The following is a 12,651-nucleotide window of genomic DNA, read 5'->3' on the forward strand; positions in this document are numbered from 1 at the left end:
ATTGAACTCACCCCGTCACCTCACCCCTCTTCCTCAATGGAGAGAAATTTCCCTTTGGCGACCTCTTCAGGGGTAACCACGCCTGTATCCAGCACCCAGCCGCTAATCAGCGCCGCAGGCGTGACGTCAAATGCCGGGTTATACACCTGTGCGTTTTCCGGAGCCCACTGCACCGCACCAAAGCTCCCCGCCACGCCCGTCACTTCGCTGGCGGCGCGCTGCTCGATAGGGATCGCATCACCGTTCGGGCAGTCCGGGTCAAGGGTCGTGTGCGGGGCAGCAACGTAGAACGGAATACCGTGAAATTTCGCCAGTACCGCCAGGGAATAGGTACCGATTTTGTTCGCCACATCGCCGTTAGCGGCAATGCGATCGGCACCGACCCACACGGCATCAACCTGCCCTTTTGCCATCAGGCTCGCGGCCATAGAATCGGTAATCAGCTGATACGGCACACCCAGCTCGCCAAGCTCCCATGCGGTTAATCTACCGCCCTGCAACAGCGGACGCGTTTCGTCTACCCACACATTGCTGACGTTACCTTCTTCATGCGCGCGAGCAATCACGCCCAGCGCCGTACCGACGCCCGCCGTTGCCAGCCCGCCGGTGTTGCAGTGGGTCAACAGGCGACTGCCGGGCTTCACCAGCGCGCTGCCCGCTCGCGCAATTGCATCGCAAAGCTGTTTATCTTCGTCAATCAGGCGTAACGCTTCTTCCACCAGCGCCGGAACAAAATCTTCCCGCCGCAGCGCCTGTTTCATGCGATCAAGATTGTTCATCAGGTTAACCGCCGTCGGGCGGGAGGCGCGCAGGGTTTCCAGCGCCACGGCCAGCTCGTCGCGGCTTTTGCCGTTTTCCGCCAGCAGCGCCAGCAGCAGGCTTGCAGAGAGACCAATCAGCGGTGCGCCGCGCACCCGCAGGGCGTGGATGTGCCCGACCAGCGCCTCGACCGTCGAGGCATCCAGCCAGCGTTTCTCCTGCGGAAGCGCCTGCTGGTCGAGAATAAAGAGCTGATTATCCGCCACCCGCAGGCTGGTCGTCTGTAATGTCTGCATGTCGTTAATTCCCTGTTGCGTTGTTGTATCACATTGTGTCAGGATGAAATCCAGATGTATAGACGTCTACATGTCTTTATTAGCAAAACCAATGAGGAACAGGCAATGTCGCAATACCGTACCTTTACCGCCCAGGACGCCGTGGAGTATGCAAAGCAGTTTGGCGGCCTTGATGACCCTTCATCGCTGGTGGAGGCGCAGGAAGTGGGCGACGGTAACCTCAATCTGGTGTTTAAAATTTTCGACAGCGCAGGCGTGAGCCGCATCATCGTCAAGCAGGCGTTGCCCTACGTGCGCTGCGTTGGCGAGTCCTGGCCGCTGACGCTGGACCGCGCGCGTCTTGAGGCACAAACCCTCGTTGAGCACTACCAGCACAGCCCGCAGCACACGGTGAAAATCCACCACTTCGACCCGGCGCTGGCGGTGATGGTAATGGAAGATCTCTCCAGCCATCGCATCTGGCGCGGCGAGCTTATCAAAAATAATTATTACCCGCAGGCAGCGCGACAACTGGGTGAATACCTCGCCCACACGCTGTTCCACACCAGCGATTTTTACCTGCACCCGCACGAGAAAAAAGCGCAGGTCGCGAAATTCATTAATCCGGAGATGTGTGAGATCACCGAAGATCTGTTCTTCAACGATCCCTACCAGATCCACGCGCGCAACAACTACCCGGCAGAGCTGGAAAACGACGTAGCCGCCCTGCGCGACGACGCCCAGCTAAAAATTGCCGTGGCCTCTCTGAAGCACCGGTTCTTCTCCCAGGCGGAAGCGCTGCTGCACGGCGATATTCACAGCGGCTCGATTTTTGTGGCCGAAAACAGCCTGAAAGCCATCGACGCCGAGTTCGGCTACTTTGGTCCGGTTGGCTTTGACGTGGGCACCGCCATCGGCAACCTGCTGCTTAACTTCTGCGGCCTGCCGGGGCACCTGGGCATCCGCGATGCCGCTGCCGCCCGCGAACAGCGTCTGGCCGATATCCAGGAACTGTGGAATACCTTTGCGGAGCGCTTCCAGGCGCTGGCGAACGAAAAAACGCGTGATGCCGCACTCAGCGCGCCAGGCTATGCCTCTGAATTCCTGAAAAAAGTCTGGAAAGATACCATCGGTTTCTGCGGTACCGAGCTGATTCGCCGCAGCGTCGGGCTGTCGCACGTGGCGGACATCGACAGCATTCAGGATGAGGCGATGCGCCACGAATGCCTGCGCCACGCGATTACGCTCGGTAAAGCGCTCATTGTCATTGCCGACCGTATCGACAGCGCAGAAGAGCTGGTGGCGCGAGTGCGGCAGTATAGCTAAGTGCTTTTGGTTTTCTCCCTCTCCCCGTGGGAGAGGGTCGGGGTGAGGGCATCAAACCGCACTCACCCCAAATACTCAATCACCGACAGCCCGCCGTTATAATCCGTGCTGTAAATAATCCCCTGCGCATCCACAAACACGTCGCAAGACTGGATCACCTGCGGGCGATTGGGCCGCGTATCCATCATTCTCTCCGGCGCGGCGGGCACCAGCGCACCGGTTTCCACCGGGCGATACGGATTAGAAATGTCATACGCGCGCACGCCCGCATTCTGGTACGTGGCAAAAATCAGCGTTGAGCTAATAAAACTTCCTGGCCGGTTCTCATGCAGGTTGTGCGGGCCAAAATGCGCCCCTTTCGCCACGTAGTCGATTTCATCCGGCTGCGGGAAGGTGGAAATGCTCACCGGATTCGACGGCTCGCGGATATCAAACAGCCAGATCAGCTTCTCGCCGTCCTGCTGGTTATCCAGCACCGCTTCGTCCAGCACCACCAGCAGATCGCGGTCCGGCAGCGGCAGCGCGGTGTGCGTGCCGCCGCCAAACGGCGGGCTCCAGTTGCGGTGGCTAATCAGCTTCGGCTGGGTTCTGTCTTTCACATCCAGCAGCGTCAACCCGCCGTCGCGCCAGCTGCCGTAAGCGGTATCACCTGCGATAATCGCGTGGTGCAGCGCGTAGCGTTTGCCGTCCGGCCACGTTGGGTTTTCGCCTTCGGCCTGGTTCATCCCCGGCAGCCACCAGCGCCCCGCCACTTCGGGTTTACGCGGGTCAGCCAGATCGATGGTCAGGAAGATGTAGTCGGTAAAACCGTCGATCAGCGCTGATACATACGCCCAGCGCCCGCCCACGTACCAGATACGGTGAATGCCAATACCGTTCAGGGACAGGAAGCTGATTTCACGCGGCTTTTCGGGCGTGGAGATATCAAACACCCGCAGCCCGGCGCTCCAGCCTTTATCCTGCACGTCGCTGACGGTCTCCCCCACCTGACGGGTGTAGTAAACCTTTTCGTCAGCAAAGCGGGCATCGGCAAACAGATCGCGGGCGTTAATCACCAGCAGCAGGTCATCGTGCGCCTGAAGGTGCACGTTCCAGGTGCCCGGCGGCGCGGGCACATAGCCTGCCGCTTTTGGCTTTTTCGGGTCGCGCACGTCCACAATCGAAAAGCCCTGCGACACCATATGGCCGATATATGCAAAGCCGCGGTGCACCATCAGCTGTACGCCGTCCGGGCGACCGCCCTGATCGCTATGACCAATCAGCCGCATATTGCGGCTGTATTCGGGTTGAGGTAATGCAGACATAGTGGATTCCTTTCGCCGGATGGCGGCTGCGCCTTATGCGGCCTACAACACCGTAGGCCCGGTAAGCGAAGCGCCACCGGGCATTATTTTGACCTGGCTTCGAGCGTCGCAAACCACGGGGCAATGAAATCTTCCGTCTGGCCCCAGCCTGGAATAATTTTCCCCAGAGACGCCACGTTCACCGCGCCAGGCTGCGCCGTCAGCAGCGCCTGCGGAATCGCTGCCGCTTTGAAATCGTAGGTCGCAGGCGTGGTTTCACCGGCAATCTTGTTCGCAATCAGACGCACGTTGGTCGCGCCAATCAGTTTCGGATCTACCGCCACGCTCACCTTCCACGGGCTGCCCGGCTCGCGCATCAGCTGCAGATCCTGGTTGGAGATGTCGATGCTGTAGAGTTTAATTTCCGTGCGACCATTCTCTTTCAGCGCTTTATAGGCTCCCTGGCTGAAGGCATCCCAGGTTCCCCAGATGGCGTCAATTTTACCTTTCGGGTATTTCGCCAGGATCGCGCCGACTTTGTTGGCGGTATCGCCCTGCACGTCAGAAGAAACCGCCCCGATGGACTCCAGCTCTTTGATGTCCGGGTACTGTTTTTGCAGTTCTTTATAGGCCGCCTGACGGCGCTCCATCGGCGGGAAGCCCGCAACCCACAGCTTCACAATATTCGCCTTGCCGTTGAAATCTTTTGCCAGCTGGCCGAAGGAGAGATTGGTCAGGGAAGCGTCGTCCTGCTGGGTCACGGTTACGCCGGGGATCTCGCCGTTCACGGCAGTATCAAAGACAGCGACTTTAATCCCGGCATCCACCGCTTTCTTTACCAGCGCAGTGGAGTACGGATCGCGTCCCTGAGAAAGAATAATCCCGTCGTATTTCTGGCTGATCGCCTGGTTCACGAAGTCCTGGAATTTGGCATCGTCGCCGTTGCTTAAAAAGGTGCTGACTTTAAAGCCGAGCTTCTTCCCTTCCTGAATCGCCCCTGCAACAAACTGCGTGGTGTTGTCATCAGAGCCGAGGTTACGGATCACCGCGATGCGGATTGGACCGTCGTGGTTTGCAATGGCGGCCGGAACCGGTGCGGGGGTAGCCGCTAAGCCCGGCAGAGAAGTGAGTAACCCCAGTGTCATCAAAGAGAGTGCAATCTTTTTCATTTTTATATCCCGTTGTGTTGTCAGCGTTTTTGTATGTAGGTAATGGCCAGCGCCACCGCGAGCACCAGCCCTTTTATAATGTCCATGGCGTAATACGGCACGGAGAGCATCACCAGCCCGTTCGACAGCACACCGAGAATGACCGCCCCCACCAGCGTGCCCAGTGCGTTCGGTTTACCGGAACCGGCCAGCGAGAAGCCAATCCACGCCGCTGCCACCGCGTCCATCAGATAGCCACCGCCCGCATTCACCTGCGACGAACCGATGCGCGAGGCCAGCAAAATGCCTCCCAGCCCCGCCAGCAGCGAAGCAATCACGTAGGCTGCCACCTTGTAACGCGTGGTACGAATGCCAGAAAGCCGCGCCGCTTCCGGATTACCGCCGATGGCATACATGCGGCGACCGTGGGTCGTCAGCGAGAGTCCAAGCTGCGCCACAATGGTCACCACCAGCATGATGACAACAATGGTCGGCACCTGCCCCAGCAGGCTGAACGCCGCCGGAATGGTGCCTTCCGCCATGTCGCCGCTTGGCAGTACCATGTTCTCGGTAATCGAGCCGCCGTAGCTGTAGGTCATCGCCACGCCCTGGATCACAAACAGGCTGGCAAGCGTCGCGAGCATGTCCGGAATACGCAGAACGACAATCAGAAACGCGTTAAACAGCCCCACCAGCGTGCAGAGCACGAGAGTGATCAGAATTGATTCGGTGGTGCCAAAGCCGTGCCAGACGAAAAGCGAAATCACCAGCGCATTCGCCAGCGACGCGGTTGATCCCACAGAAAGGTCAAACCCGCCAATGGTCAGGGAGATCGACACGCCGATGGCAATCACCGTCACGATGGCAATCGAGCGCAGAATGTTGATGATGTTGTTCGGATCGAGGAAGTTGTCCGACGCCAGGCCAAAGACGGCCACCAGCGCGACGACGGTCAGCAACATGCCCCACTTGTAGAGAAAATCGAAAATTTGCTGACGGCCAGACTCCGCCGCCGTCACTGAAAGGGCCTTGCTCACGACGCCGTTCCTCCGGTTGAATAATAAAGTAATGTCTCTTCACGGGCTTCGGCCCCGGCGATTTCCGCCACGATGCGTCCGTCCCACAATACGCAGATGCGGTCGCACAGCCCGACCAGTTCAGCAAATTCGCCGGAGGCGTAAATCACCCCTTTGCCCTCGCGCGCCAGGCCGTCGATCAGCTGGAACAGATCGGTTTTGGCTTTCACGTCCACGCCTTTGGTCGGCTCGTCGAAAATCAACACGCTGGCGTCGTTTCGCAACCACTTTCCGATGGCGATCTTCTGCTGGTTACCGCCAGAAAGCCGACGCAGCACCTGCCCCGGCCCCCGCGCACGCACACCGACGCGGGCAATCACCTCTTCCGCCCAGCGCCACGCCTGCCGATGGCCGAAGAGGCTCCAGCGCGAAAAGGTGTTATCCGCCGCCACCGCCAGGTTCATGCTCACCGGTTCATCAATAAAAATACCCTCTTTGCGCCTTTCTTCCGGCACCAGCGCCAGCCCGCGCAGCACCGAGTCCGCCGGGTCGCGCGGTTTCCAGGGCCGATGATTCAGCTCACCGCGTTCCACGCGACTTTTGCTGGCACCAAACAGCGCCTTACAAAGTTCGGTTTTCCCTGCCCCCGCCAGCCCGGCAATGCCAAGAATTTCGCCTTTGCGCAGGTGCAGTGAGATATCTTTCAGCAGCGCGTCGTCGTGCAGCCCTTCCATCCGCAGCAGTGTCTCTTCGCTGTGCGGCGGTCGCGCAGGGGGATAGATGTCGTTCAGCTCATGGCCGAGCATTTTCTCGACAATCTCTTCGCCGCTGAGATCCGCCATCGGGCCGGACTCAATCAGCTTGCCGTCACGCAGCACCGTTAAGGTGTCGCAGATGGCTTTCAGCTCGTGGATACGGTGAGAGATAAACACCACGCCGATGCCCTGCTGTTGCAGGCGTTTTACCACGGTAAACAGGCGTTCGCTTTCGTGTGCATCCAGCGGCGCGGTCGGCTCATCGAGAATTAAAAAACGGCAATGGTGCGACAGCGCCCGTGCCAGCAAAATCTGCTGCTTTTCGGCCAGCGTACAGCTATCGATGGCACGGCGAACGTCAAGGGAGACATCCAGTTGTGCCAGCGCCTGTCTTGCCTGCTGGCGTACAGCGCGCCAGTTGTAGTGGTGCCCCGGCTGCGCCAGCTGATCGAGCATAATGTTTTCAGCGATGCTTAAACCCGGCACAAGTGCCACGTCCACTTCCTGCTGCACCAGGTGAATACCCAGCCGTTTGGCATCGAGCGGCTCGCGGATCGCCACCGGCTGGTTATTAATGCAAATTTCACCTTCATAGTGATCGTGCGTGCCACACAGCACCGCCATCAGCGTCGATTTCCCCGCGCCGTTCGCCCCGGTCAGCGCGTGTACGGTGCCGCCGGTCAACGTGAAGTCCACGCGCGATAATGCCTGAAAGCCGGAAAAGGCCAGGCTGATACCACGCATTTCAAGGCGACTGGAAACCATCTGCGTTAAATCCTTCATTACTCTTCTGATTTATCGAATTTTTCACAGCTCCGGTTGACTGACAACAACGGAAAAGGCATAAGATAAAGCAAAATATTATTAGCCATCCGGATGTCCAGACATAACATCGGGTTAGCGCTTGCTAAAAAAGGACAACATCATGAGCAACACCGATATCCGCGTCGTGCCTGGCCCGGCGAACTACTTCTCTCATCCCGGCAGCCTGGCGCGTCTGAATGATTTCTTCACTTCGGACCAACTTTCCCGCGCGGTATGGATTTATGGCGAGCGTGCAATCGAAGGCGCGCGGCCTTTCCTCCCGGAGAGCTTTAACGCACCGGGGGCAAAACATCTGCTGTTTAAGGGCCACTGCAGCGAGCGCGACGTCACTCATCTGGTGAACGAATCCGGCAGTGATGCCAGTGTGGTTATCGGTGTTGGTGGCGGTGCGCTGCTCGATACCGCCAAAGCGGTGGCGCGTCGCCTGGGCGTACCGGTTGTCGCTATCCCAACCATTGCCGCCACCTGCGCGGCATGGACGCCGCTCTCCGTCTGGTATAACGATGCCGGTCAGGCATTGCAGTTCGAGATTTTCGACGACGCTAACTTCCTGGTGCTGGTGGAGCCGCAAATCATCCTTAACGCCCCGGCGGAGTATCTGCTGGCAGGGATCGGCGATACGCTGGCGAAATGGTACGAAGCAGTCGTACTGGCTCCAGAACCTGAAAACCTGCCGCTGACGGTGCGTCTTGGGATCAACGGTGCGCTGGCGATCCGTGATGTGCTGCTCGAACGCAGCGAGGAAGCGCTGGCTGACCAGCAGCGTGGCGAAGCGACACAGGCATTCAGGGATGTGGTGGATGCGATTATCGCCGGAGGCGGTATGGTGGGCGGTCTGGGCGAGCGCTACACCCGCGTGGCGGCGGCGCATGCTGTGCACAACGGGTTAACCGTACTGCCGCAAACCGAAAAATACCTGCACGGCACCAAAGTAGCCTACGGCATCCTGGTGCAAAGCGCTCTGCTCGGCCAGGACGACGTGCTGGCACAGCTGGTGGCCGCGTATCAGCGCTTTAACCTGCCGACCCGGCTTCGCGAGCTGGACGTCGACATCGACAACCGTGAAGACGTGGACAAGGTGATTACCCACACCCTGCGCCCGGTGGAGTCGATTCACTACTTGCCGGTTGAGCTAACGCCTGAAGTTTTGCGTGCCGCGTTTGAGAAGGTGGAATCCTTCAACCGTTAATCTCCCCACCGTCTATACCTAATGATGATTCTCATCACTCTCGCAACGAGGTCATCATGCAGATCGATTTAACAGGTAAGAAGGCGCTGGTTACCGGTGCCAGCCGTGGGTTGGGTCGTGCCATTGCACTGTCGCTGGCACGCGCCGGTGCCGATGTGGTTATTACGTATGAAAAATCCGCAGATAAAGCCAGGATGGTCGCCGACGAGATAACGGCACTTGGGCGTAAAAGCGAGGCCATACAGGCCGACAGTGCCAGTGCGCAGGCCATCCAGGATGCCGTCACGCAGGCGGCACGTACCCTCGGCGGGCTGGATATTCTGGTCAACAACGCCGGCATTGCGCGCGGTGGCCCGCTGGAATCCATGACGCTGGCGGATATCGACGCCCTTATCAACGTTAATATTCGCGGCGTGGTGATCGCCATCCAGGAAGCACTGGTGCATATGTCTGACGGCGGACGGATTATTAACATCGGCAGTTGTCTGGCAAACCGTGTGGCGATGCCGGGCATTGCCGTCTATTCGATGACCAAATCGGCCCTCAACTCTCTCACCCGTGGTCTGGCGCGCGATCTGGGCCCACGCGGTATTACCGTTAACCTTGTGCATCCGGGTCCGACAAACAGCGATATGAATCCGGAGGATGGCGAACAGGCTGAAGCCCAGCGCCAGATGATTGCCGTGGGTCATTACGGCCAGCCGGAAGATATCGCTGCAGCGGTGACGTTCCTCGCAAGCCCGGCCGCCGGGCAGATCTCCGGCACGGGGCTGGACGTTGACGGCGGTTTGAACGCCTGATCGCATATTTTCTGCAAGCCTCTGCTTCCCGGCAGAGGCCATTTCGAGCCGCCTAGACGGTTCGCGTTTTGCTGCTTTCTCGCGCTTTTTATCCGCTCTACAGTACCCCCATTAGAAATTCGGAATTTATCTAATAGTCTTATTATTCCCTTATATTTTGTGTGGGCGTACAGTGGAGGTACGGATGAAGATTGTCTGGTCCAATGGTGCCAAAAAGGCATTTTCCAGAATTGACGAGCGGTATCAGCGCCGCATTGAGATAAAGCTCTCCGAGCTGGATGACCGCTCGGCTCCCCGGCCCGATATCAAAAAAATATCGACGACAGAAAATCATTTCCGGCTACGCGTTGGCGATTACCGCATCATCTATACGCTTCGGGACGATCCCGATGACCATTGTTATGTTTTGGCCGTCAAGCGCAGAACTTCAACAACTTACCTGCATGAGGAGAGTGCCAACTATGGCTGTACAGCTAATCAAGGACGATAACGGGAAAACGCAGTACGTCGTTATTCCCTATCACGAATATTTTCGTATGCTTTTACAGATGGCAGAAATTGACGACGAAACCGACGATGACCTGGAGGATATTGAGGTCGAACACGATAGCCTGGATAACGTGGAATTGCCCGGCGAAGTGTGCAGCATCATGACCTGGCAGAACGTCAGCCTGCAGGCCGCCTGGCGTATCCTGCGCGGGTTATCCCAGCAGGAGGTGGCAGACAAACTCGGTATCAGCCAGTCCGCCGTGTCACAGCTGGAAGCGCTGGACTCTCGCCCGCAAAAACGCACCCGCGAAAAGCTGGCGGCGATTTACGGCTGTAAACAGGAACAGATCAGCCTCTATCTGCCGAAAGAGGGTTAACAGCACTTCGCCCCGCCCTTGCCGCCGTAGCGGGCATCCTGGCGGTCACGGAAAAATTCTTCGTAGGTCATTGGCGTCTGGTCCGGGTGGTTGACGCGCATATGCTCGACGTAGTTGTCGTAATCCGGCACGCCAATCATCATTTTGGCGGCCTGGCCGAGGTACTTACCTGCTTTGGAGAGGGTGTCGAACATAGGTCATTTCTCGTTTGTTTCCCTCACCCCGGCCCTCTCCCACAGGGAGAGGGGGATAAGGAATGTAGGCCGGGTAAGGCGAAGCCGCCACCCGGCAAACAGGTTAATGCGCCCCTTTCGCCTGGGTCACAATCTCTTCCAGGTTCTCAGGCATTGGCTCATACGGTGTCTCTTTCGCCGTCGGCTTGTCTTCTTTCAGCGCCGCCAGTGCAGACTTCAGAGAATACAACGCCAGCACCACGACCACCACCATAAAGAAGATGGTCAGTCCGGCATCCAGACGGTTGTTAAACACCAGTTGCGACAGCTGAGATTCCGTGTACTGCGGCGGAATAGCCCCGCTGTCGATCATCGCCTGGAACTTGTTGGCGATGGCCAGGAAGCCCACTTTCGCATCCGGGCTGAACGCTTTCTGCCAGCCTGCGGTCAGCGTACATATCAGCAGCCATGCGGTTGGTACTAACGCCACCCACGCATAACGCTGACGCTTCATTTTAAACAGCACCACGGCACAAAGCATCAGCGCCATTCCTGCCAGCATCTGGTTGGCGATGCCGAACAGCGGCCACAGAGTATTAATCCCGCCCAGCGGATCAACCACGCCCTGGTGCAGGAAGTAGCCCCACGCCAGCACGCACAGCGCCGTTGCCAGCAGGTTCGCGGGTAAGGAATCGGTACGTTTCAGGTTCGGGGAGATCACGCCGAGCAGATCCTGCAGCATAAAGCGCGCCGCACGCGTACCCGCATCCACCGCCGTCAGGATAAACAGTGCTTCAAACAGAATGGCGAAGTGATACCAGAACGACACGTCCATCAGCCCGCCCAGCGCACCGTGCAGAATATACGCCATGCCCACAGCCAGCGTCGGCGCACCGCCCGCACGCGAGATAATCGACTGCTCGCCCACTTCACTGGCGATATGCGTTAGGGTTTCAGGCGTGATGCTAAAGCCCCAGCCGCTCACAACCTGTGCAGCCGATGCCACTACGTCAACGGTTCCGGCCGGAGCCAGCACCGCCATCGGACTGTTCATCGCAAAATACACGCCCGGATCGATAACACAGGCAGAGACCAGCGCCATAATCGCCACGAAGGACTCCATCAGCATCCCGCCGTAACCAATCAGGCAGGCCTGATTTTCATTGGCCAGCATCTTCGGTGTCGTACCGGAGGCGATCAGCGCGTGGAAACCCGACACCGCACCACAGGCGATGGTGATAAAGAGGAACGGGAACAGGTTACCGGTCCAGACCGGGCCAGTACCGTCAACGAATTTGGTCAGCGCAGGCATGGTCAGCGTCGGGCGCATAATCAGAATGCCGATGGCCAGCCCGACAATAGTGCCGATTTTCAGGAAAGTGGAAAGGTAATCACGCGGGGCCAGCAGCAGCCACACGGGCAGCACCGCCGCCACAAAACCGTACCCTACCAGCATCCAGGTCAACTGTACGCCGGTAAAGTCAAACCACGGGGCCCAGGTCGGGCTTTCCGCCACCCAGCCGCCGGAGATAATGGCAAAGACCAGGAATACCAGGCCAATCACCGACACTTCGCCTATGCGTCCCGGACGCAGATAGCGAATGTAGATCCCCATAAACAGCGCCAGCGGAATGGTAAAGGCGACGGTGTAAGTTCCCCACGGACTGTGGGTCAGTGCTTTCACCACGATCATCGCCAGCACCGCAAGGATGATGACCATAATCATAAAGGTCGCCACCAGCGCAATCACCCCGGCGGTCGCCCCCATCTCCTCTCTCACCAGCTCACCGAGCGAACGCCCGTCGCGGCGAGTTGAGACGAACAGCACCATAAAGTCCTGCACAGCCCCTGCCAGCACCACGCCAGCAAGAAGCCAGATCATTCCCGGCAGATAGCCCATCTGCGCGGCCAGCACCGGCCCCACCAGCGGGCCTGCCCCGGCAATGGCCGCAAAGTGGTGACCAAACAGCACTTTTTTATCCGTCGGCACGTAGTCCAGCCCGTCGTTATGACGCACGGCGGGCGTCATGCGCGTACTGTCAACGCCCAGCACATTTCTGGCAATATAGCGGCCATAAAAACGGTATGCGATCAGATAAATGCAGACGGAGGCAACGACGATCCAGAGCGCATTGATCTGCTCCCCCCGGTTGAGGGCGATGTAGCCCAGGGCAAATGCTCCCACAACCGAGAGCACTGCCCATGTAAGGTATTTCCCTGAGTTGTTCATAATGGT

Annotated in this window: 12 protein-coding genes; 5 read left to right on the top strand and 7 right to left on the bottom strand. The window is 58.4% G+C overall.

Going from position 1 to position 12,651, the window contains the following annotated elements; all coding sequences use genetic code 11:
* Positions 1 to 20: 20 nt before the first annotated feature.
* Positions 21 to 1,055, bottom strand: a complete 1,035-nt coding sequence (gene mtnA / locus ABGB15_RS15270) for an S-methyl-5-thioribose-1-phosphate isomerase (RefSeq protein ID WP_215722826.1) — start codon at positions 1,053 to 1,055, stop codon at positions 21 to 23.
* Positions 1,056 to 1,160: 105 nt separating this feature from the next.
* Between mtnA and mtnK the strand changes: the two genes are divergently transcribed.
* Positions 1,161 to 2,360 (top strand): S-methyl-5-thioribose kinase, encoded by a 1,200-nt coding sequence (mtnK, locus tag ABGB15_RS15275; protein WP_215722825.1) that lies wholly within the window; start codon positions 1,161 to 1,163, stop codon positions 2,358 to 2,360.
* Between the two features lie 62 nt (positions 2,361 to 2,422).
* On the opposite strand, the gene ABGB15_RS15280 is transcribed toward mtnK, so the two are convergent.
* The 4 genes from ABGB15_RS15280 to ABGB15_RS15295 all read right to left on the bottom strand — a co-directional run bounded on the left by ABGB15_RS15280 (position 2,423) and on the right by ABGB15_RS15295 (position 7,327).
* Positions 2,423 to 3,664 (bottom strand): LVIVD repeat-containing protein, encoded by a 1,242-nt coding sequence (locus tag ABGB15_RS15280; RefSeq protein ID WP_215722824.1) that lies wholly within the window; start codon positions 3,662 to 3,664, stop codon positions 2,423 to 2,425.
* Between the two features lie 83 nt (positions 3,665 to 3,747).
* On the bottom strand, positions 3,748 to 4,812 hold the full coding sequence (locus tag ABGB15_RS15285) for a sugar ABC transporter substrate-binding protein (RefSeq protein WP_215722823.1): 1,065 nt from the start codon (positions 4,810 to 4,812) through the stop codon (positions 3,748 to 3,750).
* 20 nt (positions 4,813 to 4,832) lie between these two features.
* The gene (locus ABGB15_RS15290) at positions 4,833 to 5,828 is read right to left on the bottom strand and encodes an ABC transporter permease (RefSeq protein ID WP_215722822.1); all 996 of its coding nucleotides are present in this window, start codon (positions 5,826 to 5,828) and stop codon (positions 4,833 to 4,835) included.
* The gene (locus ABGB15_RS15295; protein WP_215722851.1) at positions 5,825 to 7,327 is read right to left on the bottom strand and encodes a sugar ABC transporter ATP-binding protein; all 1,503 of its coding nucleotides are present in this window, start codon (positions 7,325 to 7,327) and stop codon (positions 5,825 to 5,827) included. Before ABGB15_RS15295 ends, ABGB15_RS15290 begins: the two co-directional genes overlap by 4 nt.
* A 160-nt stretch (positions 7,328 to 7,487) precedes the next feature.
* Here ABGB15_RS15295 and ABGB15_RS15300 point away from each other — a divergent pair, with 160 nt between their 5' ends.
* The 4 genes from ABGB15_RS15300 to ABGB15_RS15315 all read left to right on the top strand — a co-directional run bounded on the left by ABGB15_RS15300 (position 7,488) and on the right by ABGB15_RS15315 (position 10,242).
* Positions 7,488 to 8,576 carry an oxidoreductase gene (locus ABGB15_RS15300; RefSeq protein WP_215722821.1) on the top strand — a complete coding sequence of 363 codons (1,089 nt, stop codon included), beginning with the start codon at positions 7,488 to 7,490 and terminating at the stop codon, positions 8,574 to 8,576.
* A 56-nt stretch (positions 8,577 to 8,632) separates the two neighbouring features.
* Positions 8,633 to 9,376 (top strand): SDR family NAD(P)-dependent oxidoreductase, encoded by a 744-nt coding sequence (locus tag ABGB15_RS15305; protein ID WP_152083806.1) that lies wholly within the window; start codon positions 8,633 to 8,635, stop codon positions 9,374 to 9,376.
* 184 nt (positions 9,377 to 9,560) lie between these two features.
* Entirely contained in the window at positions 9,561 to 9,866 is a 306-nt protein-coding gene (locus ABGB15_RS15310; RefSeq protein WP_215722820.1) for a type II toxin-antitoxin system RelE/ParE family toxin, read from the top strand.
* Positions 9,838 to 10,242 carry a helix-turn-helix domain-containing protein gene (locus tag ABGB15_RS15315; protein ID WP_152083804.1) on the top strand — a complete coding sequence of 135 codons (405 nt, stop codon included), beginning with the start codon at positions 9,838 to 9,840 and terminating at the stop codon, positions 10,240 to 10,242. Before ABGB15_RS15310 ends, ABGB15_RS15315 begins: the two co-directional genes overlap by 29 nt.
* Here the strand turns inward: ABGB15_RS15315 and ABGB15_RS15320 are convergent.
* Together ABGB15_RS15320 and cstA are read right to left on the bottom strand one after the other, a co-directional pair.
* On the bottom strand, positions 10,239 to 10,436 hold the full coding sequence (locus tag ABGB15_RS15320; RefSeq protein ID WP_006809671.1) for a YbdD/YjiX family protein: 198 nt from the start codon (positions 10,434 to 10,436) through the stop codon (positions 10,239 to 10,241). The two genes, ABGB15_RS15315 and ABGB15_RS15320, sit on opposite strands and share 4 nt — an antisense overlap.
* Positions 10,437 to 10,539: 103 nt before the next feature.
* Positions 10,540 to 12,645, bottom strand: coding sequence for a pyruvate/proton symporter CstA (gene cstA / locus ABGB15_RS15325; protein WP_215722819.1), 2,106 nt, complete (start codon positions 12,643 to 12,645; stop codon positions 10,540 to 10,542).
* Positions 12,646 to 12,651: the final 6 nt, after the last annotated feature.

It is taken from the genome of Enterobacter sp. MALB-1, from assembly GCF_041021625.1.
In the GTDB taxonomy this organism is placed as follows: domain Bacteria; phylum Pseudomonadota; class Gammaproteobacteria; order Enterobacterales; family Enterobacteriaceae; genus Enterobacter; species Enterobacter oligotrophicus.